Origin of the sequence: Ruminococcus albus 7 = DSM 20455, assembly GCF_000179635.2 — a bacterium.
Classification (GTDB): domain Bacteria; phylum Bacillota; class Clostridia; order Oscillospirales; family Ruminococcaceae; genus Hominimerdicola; species Hominimerdicola alba.
In genome coordinates this window covers 1488622-1513445 of record NC_014833.1, presented here as the reverse complement: position 1 = coordinate 1513445, position 24824 = coordinate 1488622, and the positions used below count along the sequence as shown (strand labels likewise).

The 24824-nt window shown below is 47.8% G+C and carries 26 protein-coding genes; 9 read left to right on the top strand and 17 right to left on the bottom strand.

All coding sequences use genetic code 11. From position 1 onward, the window contains the following. The first annotated feature begins 100 nt into the window (after positions 1-100). Positions 101-565 (top strand): divergent PAP2 family protein, encoded by a 465-nt coding sequence (locus RUMAL_RS06660; protein ID WP_013497998.1) that lies wholly within the window; start codon positions 101-103, stop codon positions 563-565. 228 nt (positions 566-793) lie between these two features. Here the strand turns inward: RUMAL_RS06660 and RUMAL_RS06655 are convergent, their stop codons facing one another. Continuing rightward, positions 794-1624: a CPBP family intramembrane glutamic endopeptidase gene (locus tag RUMAL_RS06655; protein WP_013497997.1), complete on the bottom strand. Its 831-nt coding sequence runs from the start codon at positions 1622-1624 to the stop codon at positions 794-796. 423 nt (positions 1625-2047) lie between these two features. Next, the gene (locus tag RUMAL_RS06650; protein WP_013497996.1) at positions 2048-3376 is read right to left on the bottom strand and encodes a family 43 glycosylhydrolase; all 1329 of its coding nucleotides are present in this window, start codon (positions 3374-3376) and stop codon (positions 2048-2050) included. 735 nt (positions 3377-4111) lie between these two features. Here RUMAL_RS06650 and RUMAL_RS06645 point away from each other — a divergent pair. Together RUMAL_RS06645 and RUMAL_RS06640 are read left to right on the top strand one after the other, a co-directional pair. Next, on the top strand, positions 4112-4738 hold the full coding sequence (locus tag RUMAL_RS06645) for an ECF transporter S component (RefSeq protein WP_013497995.1): 627 nt from the start codon (positions 4112-4114) through the stop codon (positions 4736-4738). Positions 4739-4850: 112 nt separating this feature from the next. Then, positions 4851-5615: a type III pantothenate kinase gene (locus RUMAL_RS06640; protein WP_013497994.1), complete on the top strand. Its 765-nt coding sequence runs from the start codon at positions 4851-4853 to the stop codon at positions 5613-5615. Positions 5616-5927: 312 nt separating this feature from the next. Here RUMAL_RS06640 and RUMAL_RS06635 read toward each other — a convergent pair whose 3' ends face one another. Further along, on the bottom strand, positions 5928-6326 hold the full coding sequence (locus RUMAL_RS06635; protein ID WP_013497993.1) for an Hpt domain-containing protein: 399 nt from the start codon (positions 6324-6326) through the stop codon (positions 5928-5930). A 230-nt stretch (positions 6327-6556) separates the two neighbouring features. On the opposite strand from RUMAL_RS06635, the gene RUMAL_RS22690 reads away from it, so the two are divergent. The 4 genes from RUMAL_RS22690 (at position 6557) to RUMAL_RS06620 (ending at position 10033) form a co-directional block, all read left to right on the top strand. Beyond that, positions 6557-6688: a hypothetical protein gene (locus RUMAL_RS22690; protein WP_272868101.1), complete on the top strand. Its 132-nt coding sequence runs from the start codon at positions 6557-6559 to the stop codon at positions 6686-6688. Positions 6689-7095: 407 nt separating this feature from the next. Next, positions 7096-7569 (top strand): hypothetical protein, encoded by a 474-nt coding sequence (locus RUMAL_RS06630; protein ID WP_028504332.1) that lies wholly within the window; start codon positions 7096-7098, stop codon positions 7567-7569. 164 nt (positions 7570-7733) lie between these two features. Next, the gene (locus tag RUMAL_RS06625; RefSeq protein ID WP_013497991.1) at positions 7734-8273 is read left to right on the top strand and encodes a helix-turn-helix domain-containing protein; all 540 of its coding nucleotides are present in this window, start codon (positions 7734-7736) and stop codon (positions 8271-8273) included. A 362-nt stretch (positions 8274-8635) separates the two neighbouring features. Further along, entirely contained in the window at positions 8636-10033 is a 1398-nt protein-coding gene (locus RUMAL_RS06620) for a WG repeat-containing protein (protein ID WP_013497990.1), read from the top strand. A gap of 272 nt (positions 10034-10305) precedes the next feature. Here the strand turns inward: RUMAL_RS06620 and RUMAL_RS06615 are convergent, their stop codons facing one another. From RUMAL_RS06615 to RUMAL_RS06570, 11 genes are all read right to left on the bottom strand, one after another. Next, positions 10306-10623, bottom strand: coding sequence for a hypothetical protein (locus RUMAL_RS06615; protein WP_013497989.1), 318 nt, complete (start codon positions 10621-10623; stop codon positions 10306-10308). Next, on the bottom strand, positions 10623-11576 hold the full coding sequence (locus RUMAL_RS06610; RefSeq protein ID WP_242837739.1) for a hypothetical protein: 954 nt from the start codon (positions 11574-11576) through the stop codon (positions 10623-10625). Before RUMAL_RS06610 ends, RUMAL_RS06615 begins: the two co-directional genes overlap by 1 nt. Positions 11577-11597: 21 nt before the next feature. Then, on the bottom strand, positions 11598-11960 hold the full coding sequence (locus RUMAL_RS06605; RefSeq protein WP_013497987.1) for a hypothetical protein: 363 nt from the start codon (positions 11958-11960) through the stop codon (positions 11598-11600). After that, on the bottom strand, positions 11960-12409 hold the full coding sequence (locus RUMAL_RS06600) for a hypothetical protein (protein WP_013497986.1): 450 nt from the start codon (positions 12407-12409) through the stop codon (positions 11960-11962). The genes RUMAL_RS06605 and RUMAL_RS06600 overlap by 1 nt, the downstream gene beginning before the upstream one ends. A gap of 12 nt (positions 12410-12421) precedes the next feature. Further along, positions 12422-12787, bottom strand: a complete 366-nt coding sequence (locus RUMAL_RS06595; RefSeq protein WP_013497985.1) for a hypothetical protein — start codon at positions 12785-12787, stop codon at positions 12422-12424. A gap of 67 nt (positions 12788-12854) precedes the next feature. Beyond that, on the bottom strand, positions 12855-13826 hold the full coding sequence (locus RUMAL_RS06590; RefSeq protein WP_013497984.1) for a phage major capsid protein: 972 nt from the start codon (positions 13824-13826) through the stop codon (positions 12855-12857). A 189-nt stretch (positions 13827-14015) separates the two neighbouring features. Next, entirely contained in the window at positions 14016-14864 is an 849-nt protein-coding gene (locus tag RUMAL_RS06585; RefSeq protein ID WP_013497983.1) for a hypothetical protein, read from the bottom strand. Further along, positions 14861-16030, bottom strand: coding sequence for a phage portal family protein (locus tag RUMAL_RS06580; protein WP_013497982.1), 1170 nt, complete (start codon positions 16028-16030; stop codon positions 14861-14863). The genes RUMAL_RS06585 and RUMAL_RS06580 overlap by 4 nt, the downstream gene beginning before the upstream one ends. An 18-nt stretch (positions 16031-16048) precedes the next feature. Next, positions 16049-17278 (bottom strand): PBSX family phage terminase large subunit, encoded by a 1230-nt coding sequence (locus RUMAL_RS06575; protein WP_013497981.1) that lies wholly within the window; start codon positions 17276-17278, stop codon positions 16049-16051. Further along, the gene (locus RUMAL_RS22685; RefSeq protein ID WP_013497980.1) at positions 17229-17354 is read right to left on the bottom strand and encodes a hypothetical protein; all 126 of its coding nucleotides are present in this window, start codon (positions 17352-17354) and stop codon (positions 17229-17231) included. Before RUMAL_RS22685 ends, RUMAL_RS06575 begins: the two co-directional genes overlap by 50 nt. Before the next feature lie 8 nt (positions 17355-17362). Next, a complete protein-coding gene (locus RUMAL_RS06570) occupies positions 17363-17860 on the bottom strand; it encodes a terminase small subunit (RefSeq protein ID WP_013497979.1) in 498 nt (165 codons plus the stop codon). A gap of 364 nt (positions 17861-18224) precedes the next feature. On the opposite strand from RUMAL_RS06570, the gene RUMAL_RS06565 reads away from it, so the two are divergent. Together RUMAL_RS06565 and RUMAL_RS06560 are read left to right on the top strand one after the other, a co-directional pair. Further along, positions 18225-18566 carry a hypothetical protein gene (locus RUMAL_RS06565; protein ID WP_013497978.1) on the top strand — a complete coding sequence of 114 codons (342 nt, stop codon included), beginning with the start codon at positions 18225-18227 and terminating at the stop codon, positions 18564-18566. Positions 18567-18652: 86 nt separating this feature from the next. Beyond that, a complete protein-coding gene (locus tag RUMAL_RS06560; RefSeq protein WP_013497977.1) occupies positions 18653-19888 on the top strand; it encodes a hypothetical protein in 1236 nt (411 codons plus the stop codon). An 809-nt stretch (positions 19889-20697) separates the two neighbouring features. Here RUMAL_RS06560 and RUMAL_RS06555 read toward each other — a convergent pair. The 3 genes from RUMAL_RS06555 to RUMAL_RS21255 all read right to left on the bottom strand — a co-directional run bounded on the left by RUMAL_RS06555 (position 20698) and on the right by RUMAL_RS21255 (position 24452). Then, entirely contained in the window at positions 20698-21687 is a 990-nt protein-coding gene (locus RUMAL_RS06555) for a diaminopimelate dehydrogenase (protein WP_013497976.1), read from the bottom strand. A gap of 254 nt (positions 21688-21941) precedes the next feature. Next, on the bottom strand, positions 21942-22136 hold the full coding sequence (locus RUMAL_RS22040; protein ID WP_161635469.1) for a hypothetical protein: 195 nt from the start codon (positions 22134-22136) through the stop codon (positions 21942-21944). Between the two features lie 546 nt (positions 22137-22682). Continuing rightward, positions 22683-24452 carry an aldo/keto reductase gene (locus RUMAL_RS21255; RefSeq protein WP_013497975.1) on the bottom strand — a complete coding sequence of 590 codons (1770 nt, stop codon included), beginning with the start codon at positions 24450-24452 and terminating at the stop codon, positions 22683-22685. Positions 24453-24824 lie beyond the last annotated feature (372 nt).

The following is a 24824-nucleotide window of genomic DNA, read 5'->3' as shown; positions in this document are numbered from 1 at the left end:
AACTTTTCAAACTTTTCTGATCGAAATATAGGAATCTCCAATTGAATTATCAGCTGATAAATGGTATACTAAATAAAGATTTTTTTGAAGGATGATACTTATGAAATACTTTACCGACTTACTATCAAACGTTTTTGTAATAACCGCCATAGCATCATGGGCTGAGGCTCAGGTGCTGAAGACCATGATCCATGCCATCGTCAATAAAAAATTTGATATCACCCGCCTTTTCGGTGACGGCGGTATGCCCAGCGGACACTCCGCCACAGTCACTTCACTTGCCACCTGCATAGGTCTTGTAGAAGGCTTTGATTCCGTAGAATTCGCCATAGCAGGCATAGTTGCAGTAGTAGTCTGCCACGATGCAAGCGGTGTCCGCCTTGAAACAGGAAAACAGACCACCGTCCTCAACGAGATACAAAAGACCCTCGAACTGCTGACCTCAGAAAAAATGCCCGAGGTCAAACTGAAGGAATTCGTGGGACACACCCATTCACAGGTAGTTGCAGGCAGTCTCATGGGCATCATCAATGCCATAATAGTGTATAACATCTTCCTGAAATAAAAAAACTCAGAGCGTGGACAGATCTGATGTCCACGCTCTTTCTGCATCCGTATAATTATTGCCGCGCCTTTATTTAAAAAGATACCCATATAGAAGTTTTGCCCCTTAGTGTTTCATAACACTAAGGGGCATTGTGATTTTTTCGGCGCTAATATAGATCTGAATTTGTGGATCTCAAATTCGGATCTTCATTACCATGATTTGTATATTATCTTCCGATTTATCATTTTAAGTTGACCTGCCCTCAGGGGCATTATTCTTGAGCTTATCAAACCATATGCAGATACAGATCGCCAAAGCAGGCAGTATCACATACTCTATGATATCTCTCGAACACTCAATTGCCTGATAAAGAAAGCCTTCGCGAGCATAACCGAACAATCCGTGGACGATCCTGAACGTGCTGTCGGTGAAAGCGTGCAGAAGCATTACGAGAAGCAGATTATCTGACAGCAAATATACCGCCGCCCAAAACATTCCAATACACATTGCAGACGGAACCTGGATCAGAGGATTGTCGCCAAAAGCGATGTTGGGAGCATGTCCCAGACCGAAGAACAGACCTGTAACCAAAACAGTGAACAGCCTTCTTTTTACTGTGCTTATATTAAGTTTGATAAGACCGTTCATCATGAGTCCTCTCTGAACGCTTTCTTCATAGAACCCGGTTGCAAACTGCTGAACGATCAATATGCTGAGCGTTACAATATATCTTGTTGTAAAAACGGTTGCATTAAATATATTCAGGAAAGGAAGCAAAATATAGATAATCTGTGGGATCATGATAAGCCATGTCTTTCCTGAAATCCTATTTGTGAATAGCTGCTTCAGCGTACATTTACTCTCGCCGCGTTTGGAATACCCATTCAAAAGTATCAGTCCGGCAGTTCCGCCTGCTACTCTTATTATAGTGTCTGCTATATAAAGCGTGTTTACATCGGGAAATACATTGAAATGCACCATTGGTATCTCTATCGCATAGAACACCAGCATTATGATCGCTGCCTGAACTATCGGTTTCCTGATCTGCGCTACGGTCTGTTTATTGTAATTTTTCACTTGTTTTACCTTTCTCGCTGTATCTTCAGGGATAAATTGCTAAAAACTTTAACATTTCTCCCTCGGCAGAACTGAAATATAAAGTTCCAATATTCATCTCAATTTGTGTAGTAGCAATTATATCATAACATCGAAGTGTTGTCAATACAAACGCCGTAGTACTTCTGACCTGACATCAAAAATACTACAGCGAAAAACTTCTATATCAGCGCCGACCTTTTGGCGGGCGGGTAGTTCGCTTTGCATTTTGGTTTTATGCTTCGGTTATTGAGGGACTCCGCCCCTAACAGTCAGCTAAGCTGACTGTGGCTCCCCGCAAGCCTTTCGCGAAAGGCTTGCGCCAAAAGCTCCTCTCCTTGGCATTCTTATCCTCAGTACAGCTGCGTTATCTTCCTGCCAACAATTATGAATTAAATCCGCTCCCTACTTCATCACGCAAAAACTCTCTGCCTCAAACATACACCTGCCGTCGAACTGCGGCTTGATCCAGCCCTCAACACCGTGGTATGCCTTGAAATACAGTGCGTGCCTTCCTGTAACATTCTTCACCTTGCACCTGTATACTCCGTCCGCCGTACCGACAGCCAGTTCGCCTATCTCTTCGCCGTCCTCACTGTCCAGAAGTACTTTCACCCTGCAGTTAACTCCCATGCCGCGCACCTTCATGGCAATAGTCATACTGTCCCCCGTGTAGTCCTCGCCAAAATCAAAATACTTGTATCCGAACACAGCACCGTCCATGATGTTCGTTATCACCCTCGTGAATATATCCTTCTCCGTGATGAAGCATCCGCCTTTAAGCACGCAGGCTATCTCCGCAGGTACTATTTTATACGGATCAAGCGATTCCTCAAATCCCAGCGAAGTCATCTCAACAGGCGGTATAGTGCCGTCTTCGAGTATCTCTATCTTCTCCACACAGGCACGTCGGGACATAATGGTATTGTTGGTCATCCTGTGATAGAAAACATACCACTGACCTTTTATGCAAGCCACCGAACCGTGATTGTTGCCCTCAGGATAGTCAACGCCGTTGTCGATGATGTACCCCTTGTACTCAAAAGGTCCCTTCGGTGAATCGCTTATTGCATAAGCAAGCCTGCTGCCCATTCGGGGCGAATATATAAGATAGTACCGCCCATTTATCTTCCTCGGTGAACTTGCCTCATAAAATCTCCGCTCCTCGGGTATATCCTGAGTATCGGGCATAACAGGGTGCATATAGCTTCCCTTTATTACAGTCCTCATATCCGCAGGGTCGAGTTCGTTCATGTGGGAACCCTCAAAGCCGTAGTACACATAAACCTTACCGTCATCGTCAACAAGCACACCCGCATCGTTGAATATGCCGTCGTCCCCGACTTCAACATCTTCACCGTAGATATACTGTCCCAGCGCCTTAAAAGGTCCCTCGGGCTTGTCGGATACTCCCACAGCCCCCTTAGATCCGAATATATACGAATACAGATAGTACTTTCCGTCCTTTTCGATAACATCGGGTGCATAGCACTCGTCCCTCGTCCAGTCTGTATCCGCAGGACGTTCACCGCCGTCCTTAGTCCTGAAACTGTCACCGTGACACACCCATTTGTTAAGATCATCAAGTGATGCCGACCACACTTTCAGCTTGTAGTCGCAAAACTTATCACAAGCCGCCCTGTCATGCGACCCGTAAAGATACACTCTGTCCCCGAAAATTCTCGGTTCTCCATCGGGAATATATTCCCATAAAGGCAGTATCGGATTAGCCATATTTATTCCTCCTATCTAAATGGGGGACGAAGTCCCCCATACCCCCTCTGCGCGGCAAGACCTTCGCACCCTTGAGGGGCTTGACCTGCGTTCGTTCGCTCGTTCCTCGCTCTCTCACTACGGTCAAGGGGTGCTCAGGCTCTTGCCTTGCTGTGGTGTTTGCTTACTTTTAGTCTGAATTAAAAACTCCCGAATCATCAGTTTGTGCTGCGTTCACTCTCGCACCAACGCGCCGCGGGTCGCTGTTTGCCAGATTTACTAAACTTATTTTTTGTTCACTACGGTCAAGGGGCTTTAGCAGTGACAGCGTCGACTGAGCAGTGACAGTGTCGACTGCGTGCTTATTGCCTTGCTGTGGTGTTTGCTTACTTTTAGTCTGAATTAAAAACTCCCTAATCATCAGTTTGTGCTGTGTTCACTCTCGCACCAACGCGCCGCGGGTCACTGTTTGCCATATTTACTAAGCTTATTTTTTGTTCACTACGGTCAAGGGGCTTTAGCAGTGACCGTTTCTCATATAATACCACATCCTGCCTGAAATTTCAACCACCTCCACCGACAATATGCACAAGGCTGTAACCGCCCCGTCATCAAAATTCGTAAAGAATATCGCACTAAAAACAGTAGCTTTTTCGGGGGATATGTGCTATAATATCATCGGTGAAAGGAAGAGCCTTCACCCGTTTGTAATGTACCCGCCCCACATAGCGGGATATTAACAAGGAGGAAATCAATATGAAAAGAACAAACAAGACTAATAATCTGGTACTCATGGGTGTCATGACCGCTATCATATTCATTATGGGTCTTAGCCCCTTAGGCTATATCCAAACAGCTACTCTTAAAATTGCACTCGTCACTATCCCCGTAAGCATTGCAGCTTTCGCACTGGGACCCAAGGGCGGTGCACTGGCAGGACTTTCTTTCGGCATAACCAGTGCTATCGCTGCTTTTACAACCCCTGGTGCGTTTTTGGCACCACTCGTTAGTATAAGCGCTGTCAGAACTGTGATACTCTGTGTAGTCCCCAGAATTCTTGTAGGACTTCTCGCAGGTACTATCGCCCAAGTTCTGAAGACCATAAAGGTACCCGCGCCCATATCCGGCGGCATCACAGGTTTCAGCGTTGCATTTCTGAACACCATATTCTTCATGAGCACACTGCTGATGATGTTCGGTGATTCCGAAACTGTAAAGGGCATGGAGGGTCATCAGAACCTTGTGCTGTTCATAATAGCTGTTGTTACACTGAATGTGGCTATCGAGTGGATATCCTGCACAGTTATTACTTCAGCCGTTGCGCTTGCACTTTCAAAAGCAGGATTTATCAGCACACCCAAGAAAAAAGCATCAGCACACTGATATATCAAAGGACGGCACTGAGCCGTCCTTTTTTATGTTGACTTATCTTTACATTTGTGCTAAAATGTTTATGGCAGAACCGCTTTATAAATGATAACAAGGAGGCATACCAATGCTTTTAGCAATAGACGTAGGCAATACAAATATAGTTCTCGGCTGTATCGAGAATGACAATATACTTTTCCGCGAGAGGATATACACAAATCAGCTCGCTACCGACCTTGAATATGCCGCAAATATCAAGACCGCCATGGAGATGCACGATATCCACCCCGATAAGATAGACGGCGCTATTATATCTTCCGTCGTACCCACCATAACCGCGACTTTTTCCGCGGCTGTACGCAAGCTGATAGGCGTTAAATCCATGGTCATTGGCCCCGGGCTGAAAACAGGGCTTTCAATAGTCATAGATAACCCCGCACAGCTGGGCAGTGACTTAGTTGTGGATGCAGTGGCAGGTATCAATGAGTACCCTGCCCCCATGATAATAATAGACATGGGCACAGCCACCACCCTCTCCGTCATCGACGAGAAAAAGCGCTACCTCGGCGGAATGATAGTAACAGGTATGGCGGTATCCTCCGAAGCACTGATATCCCGTACCGCACAGCTCCCGAAATTCGCCTTTGAAAAGCCAAAGCACGTTATAGGCACCAATACAGTTGACTGCCTTAAAAGCGGACTCATGTACTCCAATGCAGGTGCGATAGACGGCATGATAGAGCGCATCGAGGAAGAACTGGGACAGAAATGCACAGTAATAGCCACAGGCGGACTGGCAGGAACAGTAGTCCCCCTCTGCCGCAGAGATATCATCCTCGATGATGACCTGCTGCTCAAAGGTCTGAACGTTATTTATAACAAGAATATCTGACGATACCAACTACCACTAAACCGCTAAGCATCAAAGCTGACTTTTAGTGACAGCGACATCTCATCAGAATGCAACAATAAATAATCTGATCATCCCGTTTACACACCAATTAATTTGGTGTAATATCAGAACCGGAAATACTCGGCGGTAACACGATGATTCATTGTTATAAGCACTTTGTAATGGTATGTTAAAGGGATGACCATGATAAATAAAAACCGAGCGTATGCAAAATCTCATGCATACGCTCTTTCTATCTGCTAAAAATAATACAGCGATCAGCAGCACCGGCATTTTATCCGCATGATGACATCACACATCATCCTGTATCTTATCATACTCCAGACCGCCGTCAACTATTACACGTTTTATACACTCTATCGTCCGCTTGTAGAGTTCATAAGCCCTGCCGAAACTGTCAAGCGCACTCTCCCTGTCGCCGCCGCGCAGGGCATCCACCGTATCATAGCAGAGTGTATAAAGTTCATACATCGAAAGCGTGCCCGTTACAGATTTCATAGAATGCACAGCACGCATGACACCCTCATCGTCACCGCTCTTCATGCACCTCTCAGCTTCATCGAAAGTGTTCTCTGTCAGAAAATTCACCAGCAGACCGCAATACAGTTTTTCCTCGTCCATGAACTTTTCCAGTCCGTCACGATAGTCAATACCACATTTTATAAGCTCCTGCATATCATTTTCTGTCATTGAAAGCACCTCCTTCTGATATCTATCTTATTATATTATACACTATAAGTTCATATATTTCAATAGTTTATTAATATTTCTGTAAAATGTACAATTGCCGGGCTATTTTAATCACACTATTTATATATTATACCACCGCCCACAAAAATTTATACCATTAACTAATATTAACTTAACAATCTTGCTAATTAACTTTTCGTTTAATTTTGTAATCATCTCAGATCTCAATTTTGCAGACATATCAGCCTCTGACCGCAATAAACGGAAATCAGCCGCAAAAAATGATAAGCACTATAAACAAGAACCTGTACGATATCCACAAAATACTGGATAAAGCTATGATACTGCCGTACAACGATTGACTTTGACAGTTTTTGGTGATATAATTCACACTGTTAAATGTCGCTTAACCGCGACTATTATTTAATCGAAAGGAACGAACTTCAATGAAGATAAAAATACTTACAGCCGCAGTCATCGCGGCTATGCTGACACAAAGACTTCTACCGAAAGTAAGGCAGATACCACAACAACTGCCGCTACCGAGCACGCTCTCACTGAGGAAATAACCACACAGGACACCACTGCCCCCGTCACTGAGGAAACGACTACTTCAGTAACCACACTCCCACCTGTCACCGAGGCAACTACCACCACAACTACCGAACCCGAACCTGTCGTTCACACCGAACTCAGCGATAAGTACGCCGACCTTGATAACAGAAGCTTCAAGTATAACGGCAAGCTTATGACTGTCGGTGTATCAACCTTGCAGGATTTTCTCGATGCAGGCGCTGAATTAGATGAGACCAGCGATTTTTCACACGCAGGTATGAATTTTGATGCTCAGTTTGATGACCATTTCAGAGGTCAGTTCCCTTATGGGTGCGCTATTTATAGATTAAAAAGTTCAGATCAGTATGTATTAGTAGATTTGTACTTTATAACTCCCAATGGAGCTTCAATAAAACTGAGAGATTGTACACTTGCAAGGATTGAAGTACGTCTGCACGCAGTACTCGTTAACGGTGTCCGTGATATTCCACAGGAATTTGAGTTTGCTTTCGACCGTTCACTCACCTATGATTCACTGGTAGCAAACAGTGGTGAACCTAATTATGATGATGCAGGCTATCATTATACAATCGTATCCGAGAAAACACCTAAGTATGACAGCGGATATGTTTTCGGAATCGATAATGAAGAAGGACTTTACAAATTTGAGATTTCCTGGATACCCTGACACCACCCCTGAAACCATAGCAGTATAGCCCCACGACTATACTGCTTTTTTGTTAAATGATCGGTTAATATTAAGCAATTATCTACTTGACCTTTTTTTCATAATATGGTATAATATATCTGATAAGATTTTCTGAACATAAATATATAAGGGGGTACAGAAATATGAGTTCATTTGCTGAAAATCTCCGTACCGCCATGGCTGAACGCTCCCTCACTCAGGCTGAGCTCAGCAAGCGTACTGGTATTTCAAAATCATTTATAAGTCAGTATCTTTCGGGTAAATTCAAGCCCCGTGAGGATAAGCTTTCCATACTCGCACAGGCGCTGGGCACTACCAAGGGCGCACTGCTGGGATACGAAAGCACAGGCAGCAGCAGCAATGATAACGATATCCATAAGGTGCCCGTTTTCAGTGCCGATGACCCCTCCAATCAGTGGGGCGAGGAATATGCCAATACCGAACACGGCAGCTACCGTTTCTATATATGCCGCGATGATAAGAACCGTCCGTTCGTAATGTTCGGTGATTATCTGCTTGTAAGTATAGATGAGATAAGCACAGCAGGACTCTATGCCGTTGTTAAAGAGGGTACTCCCGACAGGGTGTATTTCCGTGAGTTCTCCGACCCACGCAAGGACTCCGCCGAACTTGGTCTTCGCATCATCGGCAGGGTATGTGAGATACGCAGAAAAATGACCTGACAGATATTACGGACGTTACCGCACTCACGCGGCAGCGTCCTTTTTTTGTTGTAGGGATATTCTGTTGAATGTCATCCCCCTCATCAAAGGGGGTATAGCGCGGTAAGCTACCGTGATGACCGTATTTTGTTTTACAAAAGTCATTTGTGCAAAAAACCTTAAAATCTATCCATAATGTGATAAAAATTTCATCTTGCATACCGCCCCCGAAATATTGACATAAATGGTGTAATGGTATATAATTAAATGTGGATGTTTTATTATGAAATACATAAATATGGACAGTCGCCTTTGATAATCAAAGGCGGCGATCTGCGCACAGATATATATTACCCGTGTACAGAACGTTAGGAGGATATAAAATGAACAAATTATTTCGCAGTGCCATAGCTGCGGCAGCATCAGCATTGATATTCACAGGCTGCACTTTCCCGGGTTCAACCAAAAACAGCGGCAGCGACGATATGTCAAACACCTACAACTTCAACATCACCGAAAATAACGATACCGAACAGATATACAGCTGGCTGATAAAGCCGTCTATACAGGCTGATAATATAATCTCATTCGATGCCAGCAGGATAGACCCCGATACTGCCGATAACCGTACATACCTCAACTACTCAGTTGTCAGGTATAACAGCAAGTACGGTCTTATCGACTACGCAGGCAACTACGTGGTAAAGCCTGCCTACGATGACTACTATATTTGCCCCTGCGGTGAGATAGTACTTGTGAACATAATCGATGAACGCAACAATGAATACGAGTACTGCACTCTGGATAAGGATAAAAAGGTGACCTCTTATCCTGCCCACACCGATTACACCACCCCTGTTTACTACCTTGATATAAAGTCACAGAAGGTATTCGAGGGCAAACTCGGAAGCAAAAATGTTACTGAGTATACAGGCAAAAAGGCAGTAGCCGTTACTGAGGCAAATGTGGAAATGGATGACTACGGCAATCCTGAAGTTTCCGTTCCCGAGGATGCTTTATGCGGTCTTGCCAAAAACGGTGAGCTCCTTACCGAGATGATATATACCGCCAGCTACGCTCCTTTATACAAGGGCGCAGGCTCTACCCTCATCGCTTTCAGGAACGAGGAGGACAAGTGGGGCTACCTCGATGCCGACGGCAATACCGTTATTGATTTCATCTGCGACGGCGACCCCAACGCATACAACGGCATGATGACCGATGACCCCAACGTTGTTCACCCATACCTTTTCTGTGATGACTATGTGCCCGTTTACAAAGACGGCTATTACAGCTACTACGATTTCTCAGGCGAACAGGTAGTACGTGCAGGTGAGTTCTCTCAGGCACGTCCCATAAACAACGGCAGAGCATGGGTAAAACAGAATGACTTCTGGGGCGTTATACAGGTAGGCGATATCATCGAGGAGGAACGTCCCAAGGATGATTCATCTTCTCAGTTGACTACCACTACCTCAGGTACAGTCTACTGGACTACTACCGAAGCTTCAACCAGTCAGGCAGGATCTACCGACTGGGCTGATATCGTCACCGATGCAAACGGCAACCCCGTGACAAGTGATACCACCTGGAGCGACCCCTCAGTTATAGATACCGGTATCCCCGATAATACCGACCCCGGCATTATTGATACCGATATTTCCGATCAGGGCGGCAACGTCGATCCATACGATCCCAACACCCCCGATCCCGGCATCCAGGATCCAGTAGTAACTCCCGCCCCCGATTATACCGACCCCAACATCGAAGCGCCATATTAATAACCAAAATATAGAACGTTATATTATTTATCGTTGGATAACTTTTCTGAAGAAAAGTTATCCAACAGATCCGTCTGCAAAAGCTTTGCCTTTGCAGTTCCAAACAGACTTTTAACTCTTTTGTGCAGAGGGTAGCTATGTTTGCGATCATAGCTACCCCCTGCCTTTTGTTTTTATTTATATAAATAAGCTGCCCACTGCCCAAAAGAAATAGAAGTTTTCGGGGTTTGGGGAATCACCCGCCTGACGTTCGGGCTTTATTACTTATCTGCCTAAAGGGACGGGAGAACTTTGAGTTTGAATATATCCGATCTGAACACGCAAACTTCAACGCCGTCCATAACCACTGCGCGGAACTGAGCATTTACCTCACCTGCCGCGGCAATTGCAGATCTTTCCACCGTCACTGTACCGTCAACTATCTGCAGCACCTTCTGTACACCGCCCGATTCGAGTATCAGGTTATAGTAAGCGTTTTCAAACTTCGGGTGGATGATCCTGTGCACCCTCAGCCTGTTCTCATCGGTATGACCCAGCACATTCCCCCGCGGCAGAGATACCCTTCCGCAGTCATTTACAGCTATCAGCATCAGCGCACCTCCTTCTGACCGTATCTGTCATCATAGCACAACACAGTTGTTGTGATGCCTTTTCTGCTGCCCTCAGCCTTTATATAGTTTATATTCTTTCCTTCGATCATGTCCGCACCATGAGCCTTGTCCATAATATCCTCACCAAGCCAGCCAAGGTATTTTATACCCATTTTCCTCACTCCCTTGTTAGAATAGTCCAGCCTGTGCTGAAGCCCCACCTGCGGATCATATAGCCACTGCATATCCAGCGGATAGTACCTTGTGCGGACTATACCCATTTCAGCCGCCGCAGGGTCATGGGCTTCGTATGGATACGTGTCTCCCAGTTCCTTCATGTACACATCCGACAGCAGATATCTGCTGTCAAGCATACTCACCTGACTGAGCATCACCGCCCCCGAATAGTCCACCGTCCTCTGTGTACCTGCTGTCATCCTCACCATGTTCTTCCCCTTTATGAACGGGAAATACCCACTGGCTTTGATGCAGTAGGCTATAGCCGCCTCCCATACTGTAGAACCCTCGTTTACATATATATTGCCCACCTCAGGCGTAGGGTCTTCATAGCTTATATACGGGGATGAAAGATTGTCCTCGCACAGAGTTTTCAGCGTAACGTTGCTGTTTATCCTGGGATAAGGCTGGTTCTGTGCCAGCAGCAGAGTGTACCCTCTTGAATACACCCTTATGCTGTGACCCCTGCCTGTATGCTCTATCCTTATCTCATCCGCCAGACCGTGATGTATCTCGCTGCTGCCTATCCACACCCTTACGCTCACCACGTCCTCCGCGGATATATCAGGCTCACCGTCCTCATAAAAAGTACCGCTGAACCTTGTGTACGGCACATACAGCGCCTTTTCGTATACGAATGCCGTACACTCATCCAGCCCCTTCATCACCACCCTGTCTCCGTTTTTTACTCCCAGCGTTACATAACAGTGCATCATGCTCTCCTCCTTATACTGTGATCATATCTCATATCCGCTGAATCTCAGCCTGTAAGTTCCCCCTGACTCACCTGCCTTTTCAGCCAGCACCCCTTCAAGAAGTATCATGCCTCCGTAGTTCCTGCCGTCCGCCGTTATGGTCTGTACGTCAGATACAAAGCTCTCAATAACTCCCTGCACCGCACCGCGCTCATCGGGTGAGAACCTGCCTGCCGCCAGTATCTCCAGCCCAAGGGAACCGTTCGTCCTGTGTATTATACCTCCCCCGACCTTAATGTGCTCAACATCGGTATCCCGTCTTGATATATCCAGTATATCGGGATAAAGGGTATGTCCGCTGACCGTAAGGGTATGCCTGACAGGCGGCGCTATCTCAAATGCCATCACACCGCGCTCCCCTCATGGGTCTGCTTCATGCTTACCCCGAATACTACCCTCATCTCACGCACCAGCCGCCATATCTGCGTATCATTCTTTACAGCCCCCAGCGTCACACTGACACTACCGTAGTTTCGTATCATAGCGGCACCTGCACACGCCTCCGAGCATCTGTCATCAAAGGTGATATGATCTCCGAACATTCCCGTTTTACCCATAAGCTTCACCCTGAACCCTATCTCTCCCAGCACAGCCGCATCCCCCGAGTCTATGCGTCTGCCTGCATCCGTCAGCTTTATGTCCTCCAGTGCCCACACAGCACTGCACCCCTCTATATCCGTGAGTACAATGTCAGTATATTCCTCCAAAGCCGTAAATCCTGCATTTTCCAGCACCTCATTCAGCGCCGACTTTATCCCCGTCAGCCCAAGGCTGTCCGTAAGTATCCTGCACATATTTATTCCTCCTCACATCGTCCTGAATATGAATCCGCCCTCGGGCATCAGCCATTCTATCCTCGCCATAGCCTGATCTTTCAGCTTTTCCGCCGCCTTTATCCTGTGGCTGAGATCCCTGTTGATATCAGCACTCCCCGATGCTGTCACCGCGTTCTGTTCACGTCCTGCCTCGCGGCATACATAGTCGTATACCGCTGTGCAGGCAGCCGCATATTCGCAGGCAGGCACAGCATCGTATCTCATCCTTTCCTCATCAATGCTGTCCTCCACCGACTTCATAGCCGACATCACCAGCACCGCGGCTTCATCTGTCTTTTCAGCCCTGCAGCCGCTCAACTGCTGAAAGTACAGCAGCACTCTGTCAAAGTCGAGCATAAGTCCTCCTTTCCGCCCCGTAGGGCGAGGCAGTCCGAAGACCGCCCCTTTTCAAAAATACTTCCTGTCATATACCCGTCAGCAGTACACCCACCGCGTCACCGCATACCTTTGTAACACCTGCCAGCAGTGAACAGCTTATCTCGTTCATCTGCGTGCTTATCAGCTTGTCGCTGTCCACTGTCACATCACTGCCGAGTATCAGCTCAGCCGCCGCAGTGCTGTCAACGCCCAGTACCTTGTTTGCAGGCATCTGCGAACACTTCACCAGCGTCACACCGTAGGGTGTCTTTATCCTGCCGCTTGTCATAAAGTCACCGATGCAGAACTTCATCTCAGGCAGTGCAAGTATCTCAGCCATTATCGCAGGACTGCACACCATAACGTCCATATCGTGATCTGTCATATCGCTCCAGAATTTAGCTATGTCCTCATAGGTTATCTCGTCACCCTCTATCGAGGACGGTGTAACACCTGTTATAAGTGTGGTGCATATATAGCTGTTGAGGGCTCTGCCCACCGATGCACCTATGTCCCTGAGTACTATGCCGAAAGCCTCCAGTCTCTGCTTTCTCACCGATTCGTATGAGCATTTCAGCATCCTCGCGAATTTCTTTATATCGCTGGGTGTACTGTCAAGCACCACCGTGGTGGAAGGCAGTGCCGTACCCTGAGGTACAGGGTTGCTGCCCGTGTGGGTTATGGTGAATCCCCTGAAATCCATGCCGTCAGTCCGTGATACCGCTCCGCATACGCTCTCAGCTATGCTCACCTTGTCAACGCCCTTCTTTATCATCCTCCTGACGTATTCCGGGAAAAGCACCGCCGACTGCGCCGTTACGAAGAACTTCTCCACCATGTCGCTGTCCGCCCCCGATACCTTTATGCCGAAGCGCTTCAGCTGTCTTTCAAATGCATCCAGCCCCCCAAGCTCAGTACCCTTGTAGCCCTCATCGGGGTCAAGCTCCGTGAGTGCCTGTGTAAAGCTCTTGCCTGTGATGTTGTAAAGTGATCTTTCAAGTCTGATATTGTCGTACATAATTACCTCCGTTTTCCTCTGCCGTCATCTTATCCCGCACCCCCGACAGATACAGGGCGCGTTCATTTCTTACTGCGACTGCACCCGTGTCCTCACCGCTAATGCCCCATAAGACCCTCAGTCCCGCTGTCGGCTGACACTCCCGCTGTCGTTATATGTCCAAAATTATTCCCTTATTTTTGTTATCTCCTAAACCCTGAAAGCCTTCATACTCTCATCGTCCTCCGCAGCCGCTATACCTGCCGCCCTCTCCGTGACGGCTTCCTCTCTCAGCTGACGTGACAGCTTCTTTTTCAGCTCCAGCAAGGCGAACACATCAAGCTTGTCCACCTCACCCATGTCCGCATTCTTCACAAAGCACCCCAGCCTGATGATATCCCCTCTCAGGTCTTCACAGAAACTCTCCTGCGCCGCCCTGAGCCTTTCTATCTCCGCGTTAACTTCCCTCTCACCGTAGACCTTAGTCACTCCTGCCGCCCTCTGTGCAGGCACCGCCACAAAGCTCCACTCGTAAGCGTCCAGAGGTTCATCAAGTTCCACATAACAGAGCTTTCCGCCGTAGCTTCGCCCCTTGATATGGTTACAGCCCCCCTTGGCACCGTCCGCACCGCATACCGAGCATATCCGCTTCGCCACCGAACACCCCACCGATACCTCTTTCTTTATGCCCCCCTCTATCTCCGCTATCAGCGACTTGTTATCCTCCGTCCTCACCATGTAGGCAAAGCCTATCAGCGCCCTGTAATCCCTGCCGTCCATAGTCTTTCTGTCAGGGTAAGACCTCACTTCCGTGTCGTATATCCTCGCCGTCTGACCCCTGCTTCTGTGGTCATGGTCGAATATCCCCGTCCTGCCCTTGAACATCACAGCCAGCCTGTCCAGTGCTTCGTCAGAGAACCTCTCATAGTCCCTGTCCACATCGTTGTCGCAAAGCAGTACGCTGAAACAGTACACCTGCTCGCTTTTCAGCTCCCCCACCGCGTAACCGTTTATCTTCTCCATAACTTCCTCTGTTATGCCTATACTCTCACCGCTCATTTCCCGTTTCTCCTTTCTTCGGCTTCTTCATTTTCCAGCTCTATCTTCCTCGCCTGCGCATTGTAAAGCCTTGACCTCGCCAGCGCTTCTTCGTCCTGAAGATTTATGTTCCCCCATTCGATGTCCACACCGCAGTCCGTACCGCAGGTCATCAGAAAAGCATCGCATATATCCCTGAGTACAGGCTCAAGCAAACGCCTGTAATACTCCAGTTCACTTGTGAGTATATCCGCCTGCTGACTGCTCATCCTCTCCGTGGTAGACCAGTTCAGCCCCAGCAGAAAAGGCGGTACCGAAAGCTTTGATATCAGCTGTTCCAGAAGCTGTCGCACAGGCACCTCCGTGTCGATAAGCTGATTTTCCGCCCCGATGACCTTTATATCCACATCACCCACGGTTATAAAATCCTTGACGATACCGTTCTTGGCGCTCTGCATACCGTCCGCCCATGCCGCCGCTATCTCCTGCGCCCTCTCTCGTGCGTACCTCTTGTCCGTACCGTCCTCCGCAGGCTTGTAAGCCACCGCGTACCTCACATTACCCACCCTGTCGAAGTTCTGCCCTATGCACTGGTATATCCTCATAAGTACACTGCTTATTGCAGGCAGTCCCCGCAGTACCGATACTCCGTCAGGATGCTTGGGACTGGGGTTCAGTGTCGTGTACAGAAGCTTGTCGGGCTCGGGTATCTTCTTCACCTCACCGCCCCCGTAAAAACAGAACTCCCTGTCCATCTCACCTTTCCCCTGCTTCACCCTGAAAAGACTGCTGTCCCCCACCACAAGCCCCCTGACCGTCATAGTGTCCATGTCCGTCACTATCCTGCCCACAGCCCTGCCGTAGGTCAGCAGACTGTCAAGGTACATATCCGCGAAGGTGTTCAGGCTTTTTCCCGATATCCCCACCGTCACTTCACGACAGAATCTTTCCAGTTCGTCAGAATACCTCTCATCTCTCGCCTTTACCCTGAAATCTCCCACCAGACGTATTATCTTCCCGAAACAGGCATCTATCACAGGCACCATAGCCCTCAGCCCGTCATATATCCCCCCTTCAAGACAGCCCTCGTCCGCCGCCAGACGGAATATGCTGTCCCCTGCCTCAGCCGAAAAGCACTGCCTTTCGTAGGATTTTTCTTCCCTTTCCTTCTTCCCGAATAACTTCAATCCAAGCCTCTCCTTTCATCATACCGATATCGCCGCGAATCCGCCGCCCGTATCTTCCTCTGCCGAACACACAAAGTACCTCATATCGTCCATAGCATGATCGTTCTCCTTTATGGGACGGTCTCTGCCGCTTTCTTCCTCCCAGCGGTACATGGTAAACTCACGGAGTATGTCCTCGCAACCCCTGCATATCATCAGCCGTCCGCCGCGTATCATGTCCTGTGTCCTGCGTATACCCGTCACCACATCGTTCTTCGCCTGTATCACACGGAATTTCCCATGTCTGCGTATGCACTGTATGAAAGATGCCGCCGAGGGATCACACACCACATAGTCTATATCCCTGTCCCCCGCCAGTTCTTCCAGCGCGTCATAGTGTTCCTCGTCCGTCCTCCTGCTGCCCTCTTTAGCCGAGTCGTAGTAGTACTCCCCTATCCTGTACCATATGTCGTCCTTCAGTCCCCAAAGCCCGAAACTGCTCGGATTGACTGTCCCGTAGTCACAGCTCACCGCGAACCTTTCGCAATCATCGGGTGCTTTATCGCACACATATTTTTTCTCGTCAAACATGGGATAGATAAGTCCCTCAGCCGCACTCCACCGCCCCAGAACGAACCTCTCGTAAAACGCACCCGAATAAAGCCTTTCGTAACGCCTTTTCACTTCCTCGCTCAGCGAGGGGTTGTCCTTCAGCTCAAAATGTATGTACAGCAGATTTTTCTCCGCCGCTTTGTCTATCCATTCACGCTTGAACCAGTGATAGGGATTGTCGGGGTTGCAGTTGAACCACAGCTTCGAACCCCTCACCGAACACCTCGCCACCGCCTGCTCCACAAAGCTCCGCGGCATAAGCGCAGTTTCGTCCAGAAGTATCCCAGCCAGCGTGACACCCTGTATCAGCGCCGACGATGCTTCATCCCTTCCGCCGAAAAGGTAGTACCTGTTCCTCTTTCCGGCAAAATCCACATCCATGTAGTTCTTCGATACATTCTCCGTCACCGTGAAACCCAGCTTCTCCGCCCATTTCAGCAGTTCCGTCACAAGATTTCTCCTCAGCCCGATTATGGTCTTACCGCACAGCCCGAAATTATTCCCCTCGAACCGCCCCATAGACCACATCAGAAAACTCAGCGCCATACAGCTTGTCTTTCCCGACCTCACCGCACCGTCGCAGATTATCCCGTCGTACCGTCGGTACTCAGGGTTCGCCCACCACTTGAACAGAAACCTCTGCTTCGGTGAAAACATCAGACACCGCTTCCTGCTCAACCGCACCGCCCCCCTTGATATCCGTATCTTCCGCACCTGTCTGCGCATACTTCATCCCATAGCTTACTCATCTTCATCATCACCCTTTTCCTCCGTCATATCCCCTATATCGTGGGAACCTGCATATACCGCATTCAGAAACTCCTGCGCCGCCGATACCTCCCTCAGCTCAGGGTCAAGCTCCACCAGTTTCTCCAGAGCCTTCTGCCTGTCATAAAATTTCATCTCAACACCGCCCCCCTTGACCTTCTTTATCTCCGCAACATTGAAAAGGTCAGCCGAAAGCACCTGTTCCCTCGTAGGTTCCTCCGCAAAAAGCAGAGCCGCCGCATCGTTTATGCTCCCGAAAGCAAGGCGCGATAGCCCCGTCTTCACATAACACAGGTTCTGTTCATCCTCACTGTCCAGCTTGCGTATCGCACGTCTTACGGACTTTCTCGCCAGCATATCCGCTTCAAGCGCCTTAGCCTCCTCGGGTCCTGCTCCAAGCCTCACCGCACTCTCCGAACCGTTTCTTGTCCTCACGAACATCTTCGCAAATTTAGTTGGTGTTATCTGCATAATATTTCCTCCTTTTCTTTGCTTCCTCACGAAAGCCCTTTCACTATCACCCTTTTACCCCCCAAAAGTTGTACGTTTTTGTACAACTTTTGCAGAAATATGTCCGAGTTAAAACAAAAAACAGTTGTTTACCCAAATCTGACCCTCACCATATATGCACTACTCACAACATTCTCTTATACAAATATTAATAGGCTAAATTATCAAAATATATTTTTACCCATTGAAAAACACAACTCATTGTGCTATAATTATACTGAGGTAAAGTACAGAATTTTACTTCATAAAAGCAGGGATTATGTATATTATCCACATAGTTCCGACTCGTATTTATTACCTTGATCCCACAGAAAGGAGTGTGCTTATGTTTAATCCCAAAGACCTTCCCGCAGGCGTGGATGATCTGCATGAGGAACGGGGCAGCGGCTATGAAACACGGGATGTCCTGCGGCTGCTTTCAAATATGAATGCCGAACTGAAAGCCCTGGAAGAATGCTGGAAACTCAAATCATGGAACAAGAGTTATTCCCTCCCCGAACCATACAGGAATACACCGCTGCGTGCAGCAAGGGTCATCGGCTATAATGCCGCCGCAGTCAGTAAGCTGGTCAGTGAGCTGGACTATAAGATAAAGCAGATGCGCGCAAAACTCAATGTGGAGAGGGATAGGAAGAACTGGAATCAGGAATGGTACACCGCAAAATAACGCTCATCTTGCACAGAGCACCGCAAGTGTACAAATTTATTCCCTGATGATCCAAACAGGGTAAAAAAGAAAGGTTATGGTATTTAATGAAGTTCAGACAAACCATCGCGCTGGTATGCGCCTGCGCACTCACATTTGGAATGGCTTCCTGCAGCGGCACCGATACCGCCGAAAGCAAGAAGTCTGCCGACAGCAAATCAGCTCAGAAGACCGAAAGCACCGCTGATAACAAAGCCGACAGCGACTCCGCTGACCCTGCGGCACTCCCTGCTGAACCCTTCACAACAAAATGTGACGGCTCTGCCAGAGTCACTATCGCAGAAAACAAGTTCATGGCAGGCAATAAGGAGATATGGTTCAACGGTGTAAACACCCCCTGGGACAAGTGGAACGACTTCGGCGGCGGCTTCAGCTTCCCCTTCTGGCAGGAGCACTTTGAAAAGCTCCATAACGAGGGCGTAAACGCCTGCCGTATATGGATATCCTGCAACGGCGATGTGGGTATGGTCATATCCCCCGAAGGCGATTTCTCGGGTGCTACTACCGCCCACTGGGAAGACCTTGACAGCCTTTTCATGCTGGCTGAGGAATATCAGATATACGTAATGGCAACTGTACAATCTTTTGACCACTTCAAAGATTCCAACCAGAACTACGAAGCATGGCGGCAGCTGGTACAGTCCCCCGAAAAGACCGATGCCTACGTGGATAACTATATAGTACCACTTGTAAAGCGCTACGATGCCTGCGACTACCTCTGGAGCATAGACCTCTGCAACGAGCCCGACTGGATAATCGAGAACAAGGAGTGCGGCAAGCTCAACTGGATAGACCTTGAGCAGTACTACGCAAAAGCCTGCGCCGCTATACACGCCAATTCCGATGTCCTCGTCACCGTTGGCATGGGTATGATAAAGTATAACTCCGAACAGCTCAACGGCAACGTCATCTCCGATACCGAGCTGCAGAGCCTTGATATCGGCAAGTACGATAAGTCACTTGCCTACGTGGATTTCTGGTCAACTCACTGGTATGACTGGATGATACCCAACTGGGGCGTTATGTACGATAAGACCCCCGAGGAGTATAAGTTCGATACCTCCAAGCCCGTGGTCATAGGTGAACTTCCCGCCAAGGGCAAGGACGGCTACGATATCTCCAATGTCTACGAGACCGCCTATAATAACGGCTATCTGGGTGTTTTCGCATGGAAATCCAGCGGCAGCGACGACGGCTGCGGACTGTGGGATGATTGTAAACCTGCCATCGCCCACATGATGTCCATATGCCCCGATAAGATATTCCCGAACGGCAAGAAATAAGTACAAAATAACGGACTGCTACAAGCAAATGCTCATAAATGACCTTTATGAGCACGCTGCCAAAGCAGTCCGCTTTATTGTACTAAATGCATCAGAGCAGTGATGCTCACCGCTTTCATCAGACCATAAACAAGTACAAATCAACGGACTGTTAAACGCCGTCATCCATTATCATCATTAATGATACCCCCATAAAAAGGCACATTTCCGTTCATAAGCCTTGCTTACAAAGAAAGAGGATGACCCTTCTTGTGAAAGGACATCCTTCGTTTTATATCATAAATTTTATGAGCACCGCATAAAGCAGTCCGCTTTATTGTACTAAACGCATCAGAGCATTAATGCTCACCGCTTTCACCAGACTATAAACAAGTACAAATCAGCGGACTGTTAAACGCCGCCATCCATTATCATCATTAATAATGACCCCATAAAAAGGCACATTCCCGATCATAAGCCTTGCTTACAAAAAAGAGGATGACCCTTCTCGCGAAAGGTCATCCTCCGTTTTATATCATAAATTTTATGAGCACGCTGCCAAAGCAGTCCGCTTTATTGTACTAAATGCATCAGAGCATTGATGCTCACCGCTTTCATCAGATCACAAACAAGTACAAATCAGCGGACTGTTAGAAACAACTATCCATTATCATCATTAATGATACCCCCATAAAAAGGCACATTCCCGATCATCAGTTTAGCTTACAAAAAAAGAGGACGACCCTTCTCGTGAAAGGTCATCCTCCGTTTTAAATCATATATTTTATGAGCACTGTGCCAAAGCAGTCCGCTTTATTGTACTAAATGCATCAGAGCATTGATGCTCTCAGTTCCTCGCCGCTCTTGGGAGAGAGGTATGCAGGTGCGATATCGAATACTGTCTTGCAGCCTGCTGCGCCTTCCTTCTGAAGTCTTACAGCAGCTCTTGCATAAGCTACGAGTATGCTGGAAGTAAACTCAGGGTTGGAGCCCAGCTTCAGGCTGTACTCGATGATGTGACGGGTCTCGCCGTTAACACCAGTCTTGCCGCTTCTGAATACGAAGCCGCCGTGAGGTATACCGCTGTGGTTCTTGTTCAGCTCCTCCTGAGATATGAAGTTTACAGTGGTGTCATAGTCGGAGAAGTAGTTGGGCATGGTCTTGATAGTTTCCTCTATCTTAGCCTTGTCAGCGCCCTCCTCAGCAACAACGAAGCACTCTCTTGTATGCTTCTGTCTTGTGGTCAGCTCGGGGTCTTCGCCGTTTCTTACTGCGTCAACAGCTGCCTGTACGGGTACAGTGTACTGCTTGCCGTCAGCAACGCCCTCAACTCTTCTGATAGCGTCTGAATGTCCCTGAGATACGCCCTTGCCCCAGAAGGTGTAATCCTTGCCCTCGGGGAGTATGCAGCTGCCGTAAAGTCTCTGTACGGAGAACATACCGGGATCCCAGCCCACGGATATAACGCTTACGTTGCCGCCCTTCTTTGCAGCAGCATCAACGTTTGCGAAGTGCTCGGGGATCCTTGCGTGAGTATCAAAGCTGTCGATAACGTTGAACAGCTCAGCGAACTTGGGTGTCTGCACAGGCAGATCGGTAGCACTGCCGCCGCAGAGGATAAGTACGTCTATCTTGTCCTTGAAATCAGCCACATCATTAACTGAGTATACACCTACGCCCTCAGTGAGTATTTTCAGTGAAGAGGGATCTCTTCTTGTGAATACAGCAGCCAGCTCGGTGTCGGGATTCTGTCTTATTGCCAGTTCAACACCTCTGCCGAGGTTGCCGTAGCCGACTATACCTATACGAATATTGCTCATGTATATCATTCCTTTCAGTAAATAAAAATCATGCAATTATTATACCACAATTTTTCAAAAACGTCAATAGCGAAGTTTGTTAAAGCACTGTTTCATTTCGTGATTTTTACCATAATATTCAGACATTTCCATTGTTCTGATGCATGAGGATATTTCAGGCAAAAAGTCGGCTTTTTGCAGGGACATGACCTTCATCATTCATGCCGGCAGTATTCAGGACAACTGTAAATTTATGCAGAATGCAGTATTCATCCTCAGCTCAACATACAGCATACATATTCTCTATCAATGACAACAATCGGTAAATGGCCTGTCATCAATATCTTATGCGGCAGATCACCTCCGCATGGTTTCAGCCCCTGCCGCGAAGCCATATTTTCAGCACTTTCCCATTGATGTTCTCCCGACAATGCCGCTGTGATGTTTTGGCAGCTGATCTTTTCTATCATACATATCCTATACAATTCTTATTATACGCCGCAGGTTCAGACCCATAGCTCCTCATAAAATATCTTAACGGGTATTTTGTCACAGATATTCAATATTGACGGGGATTTTATAAGCACTGTTTGAACCATATGTAAACGAAAACGTTTGAGTTTATTGCGAATTTGTTAAGTGCCATTAATTGCGATTTTTGTGTCTAAAACATTTACAATATTTGACTCACATTTCTGAAAGCCCTGAACATCGGGTTTTTCAAGTGTAAATTTTATAACAATTCCAAGCGTTTAGCAATATTCGGTAAATGCATACATTCACTCAGCAAAAATCAGCTTGTTAAGTTTCGTAATTTTGATATACTGAAAGTATAGACAGTCAAAAATTGCGAATGTCTGACCCTACAGCACATACAGCATCGGGTTCACAGCAGTACTGACTGATAACATTTTCCGCTATATCCCCCTTGTTAAAATAGACCGACAAAAAACCGACAAGCCCTCTGCGGTACCGTAAGTACCACAGGGGGCTTGCCGTATCTGCAAAGGGATGTATCAGAGATCGGGATGTTCTCCCGACCAGCCGCTGCAGGGCAGGCAGGAGAGGTATGACATATCATCATCGGATATCCTGAACCCGAAGATATCAAGGTTTTCCCTCATCCTCTCCTTTGTGGATGCCTTCGGTATAACAGGTATGCCACGCTGGTTAAGGTACCTTAATAATAGTGCGGCATTGGTACAGCCGTACTTTTCGGCTATGGCAGATATCCTGCTGTCATCCAGCAGCTTCGCTCTGCCGAGAGGGCTCCATGCCTGAGGGAGTATGCCCTCTTTGCCGAGATATGCAAGGGCATACTCCTGCATATACCCCGCGTGGAGTTCCAGCTGATCTACCATGGGACGAATCCTGGCGGTCTGCAGGAGAGGTCTTATATGGTGTGGCAGGAAGTTCGATAATCCTATCACCTTTATCCTTCCCTGCTCATACAGTTCCTCCATAGCCCTCCATGACGCCCTCACCTTATCGATCCAGTCCTTGTCATCGGGGCTGTTCTTTGGCCAGTGTATAAGGTACATATCCAGATGATCCGTTCTCAGTCTGCGGCATGAATCCTCAAATGATCTCAGGGTCTTTTCCCTGCCAAGGTCATCGCGCCACACCTTGCTGCAGAGGAATATATCATCACGGTCAATGCCCGATACTGCTATGGCTTCACCTATCTGTTCCTCGTTGCCGTAGAAGGCTGCTGTATCTATATAGCGGTATCCTGCCTCAAGGGCATCCAGGATAGTCTGTACACCGCCTTTTTCCGTTGATAGGTACGAGCCGTAGCCCACCGCATCAAGTATGCTGTCAAGCAGGCGCATATTCCTTACAGAGAATTCCTCGGTGATATAGGGCGCTGCCTTGCCCCTTATGCACTCATTCATCTGCCGGAATTCAAGGGCGTAGTTAGAGCCTGCGCTGACTTTTTCGGTGCGTGAGTTCCTGCTGCCGTCTTCGCCCTTGACGGTCACGGTAAAGGAGAGCTCCCCCTCACCGTTATACTCCACATCGGAACGGATATACCCCTTTGAGCCGTGTATAAACAGCCTGTCGTATCTGTCGGAGGTATCTGTACCCAGTATCATTCCTGCATTGAAAGAAGCCCTGACACCGTTTTCAAACCTCACCATAACAGAAGCCATGTGGTCAACACCAGTGCCGTCAAGCTCGGCATCAGCCTTTATGTACTCCATAGGTGAATCTACGAGGGAAAGTATCATAGAGGTGCAGTAGCAGCCCAGGTCATATATACCGCCGCCGCCCTGTTCCTTGCGGAGCCTGAAATCGTCGGAATAGCCCTGCGTAAGGAAGGCAGTATCAATATAGTCTATATCCCCTATCTCCCCCGATGATACGATCTCTTTCAGCCTTGCGATGTACGGACTGTGGAGATACGCAAAAGCCTCCATGAGCAGCACGCCGTTCTCCCTTGCCGCCGCGAACATACTGCGAAGCTCCATCTCATTCATAGCCATCGGCTTTTCGCAGATCACGTGTTTACGGGCTTTAAGCGCCTTTATCACCCACTCGCTGTGGATATCGTTAGGCAGCGGAACATATACAACCTCCACCTCGGGGTCTTCAAGCAGAGCCTCATAGCCCTTATACGCCTTTTTGAATCCGAATCTTTCCCTGAAGGCTTCGGCTTTTTCAAGGCTCCTGCCTGCTATGGCATACAGCTCACAACTATCCGCCTTCAGCATCCCCGGGATAGTCCCCCACGATGCTATACCTGCTGTGCCCATAATGCCCCATTTTACTTTGTTATCATTCATGCCGTCATCTCCTCGTCTGTTGATCGGCTGACCCGTGATATCCGCTGTCAGAAACTGTAAACAGTATAGCACATATCCTACAAAGGGTCAACGCATATATTGCGCTTGATAGTAAATATCATACCATAAATGCCGATGATCTCCCTCTGCAAAAGATTATATGGTTATCCCGATGACACAACAAATTAATTAGTATTATACCGGAACATGAAATACCCGGCGGTCAACCTAACCCCGTCTGCGGCGGGGCAAGGATAACTGCAACACGATATTCCCGTGTTTTTAGCACTTTGCGGTGATGTGCCAAAGGGATAGTCAGAAAATATCAAGACGTAAGTTCCGTTATTTTGCTATTTCAAATGTTTCTAATTT

Bases quoted from the DNA above. Each gene is read 5' to 3' on its own strand.
- RUMAL_RS22685 (WP_013497980.1), bottom strand. From the start codon at position 17,354: ATGAAGTATGCGCAGACAGGTGCGGAAGATACGGATATCAAGGGGGGC.
- RUMAL_RS06555 (WP_013497976.1), bottom strand. From the start codon at position 21,687: ATGAGCAATATTCGTATAGGTATAGTCGGCTACGGCAACCTCGGCAGA.
- RUMAL_RS06625 (WP_013497991.1), top strand. From the start codon at position 7,734: ATGAGTTCATTTGCTGAAAATCTCCGTACCGCCATGGCTGAACGCTCC.
- RUMAL_RS06635 (WP_013497993.1), bottom strand. From the start codon at position 6,326: ATGACAGAAAATGATATGCAGGAGCTTATAAAATGTGGTATTGACTAT.
- RUMAL_RS06610 (WP_242837739.1), bottom strand. From the start codon at position 11,576: ATGATGCACTGTTATGTAACGCTGGGAGTAAAAAACGGAGACAGGGTG.
- RUMAL_RS06565 (WP_013497978.1), top strand. From the start codon at position 18,225: ATGTTTAATCCCAAAGACCTTCCCGCAGGCGTGGATGATCTGCATGAG.
- RUMAL_RS06650 (WP_013497996.1), bottom strand. From the start codon at position 3,376: ATGGCTAATCCGATACTGCCTTTATGGGAATATATTCCCGATGGAGAA.
- RUMAL_RS06585 (WP_013497983.1), bottom strand. From the start codon at position 14,864: ATGAGCGGTGAGAGTATAGGCATAACAGAGGAAGTTATGGAGAAGATA.
- RUMAL_RS06640 (WP_013497994.1), top strand. From the start codon at position 4,851: ATGCTTTTAGCAATAGACGTAGGCAATACAAATATAGTTCTCGGCTGT.
- RUMAL_RS21255 (WP_013497975.1), bottom strand. From the start codon at position 24,452: ATGAATGATAACAAAGTAAAATGGGGCATTATGGGCACAGCAGGTATA.
- RUMAL_RS06560 (WP_013497977.1), top strand. From the start codon at position 18,653: ATGAAGTTCAGACAAACCATCGCGCTGGTATGCGCCTGCGCACTCACA.
- RUMAL_RS06615 (WP_013497989.1), bottom strand. From the start codon at position 10,623: ATGCTGATAGCTGTAAATGACTGCGGAAGGGTATCTCTGCCGCGGGGG.
- RUMAL_RS06605 (WP_013497987.1), bottom strand. From the start codon at position 11,960: ATGGCATTTGAGATAGCGCCGCCTGTCAGGCATACCCTTACGGTCAGC.
- RUMAL_RS22040 (WP_161635469.1), bottom strand. From the start codon at position 22,136: ATGATAGAAAAGATCAGCTGCCAAAACATCACAGCGGCATTGTCGGGA.
- RUMAL_RS06570 (WP_013497979.1), bottom strand. From the start codon at position 17,860: ATGCAGATAACACCAACTAAATTTGCGAAGATGTTCGTGAGGACAAGA.
- RUMAL_RS06575 (WP_013497981.1), bottom strand. From the start codon at position 17,278: ATGTTTTCACCGAAGCAGAGGTTTCTGTTCAAGTGGTGGGCGAACCCT.
- RUMAL_RS06645 (WP_013497995.1), top strand. From the start codon at position 4,112: ATGAAAAGAACAAACAAGACTAATAATCTGGTACTCATGGGTGTCATG.
- RUMAL_RS06590 (WP_013497984.1), bottom strand. From the start codon at position 13,826: ATGTACGACAATATCAGACTTGAAAGATCACTTTACAACATCACAGGC.
- RUMAL_RS06620 (WP_013497990.1), top strand. From the start codon at position 8,636: ATGAACAAATTATTTCGCAGTGCCATAGCTGCGGCAGCATCAGCATTG.
- RUMAL_RS06595 (WP_013497985.1), bottom strand. From the start codon at position 12,787: ATGCTCGACTTTGACAGAGTGCTGCTGTACTTTCAGCAGTTGAGCGGC.
- RUMAL_RS06600 (WP_013497986.1), bottom strand. From the start codon at position 12,409: ATGTGCAGGATACTTACGGACAGCCTTGGGCTGACGGGGATAAAGTCG.
- RUMAL_RS06660 (WP_013497998.1), top strand. From the start codon at position 101: ATGAAATACTTTACCGACTTACTATCAAACGTTTTTGTAATAACCGCC.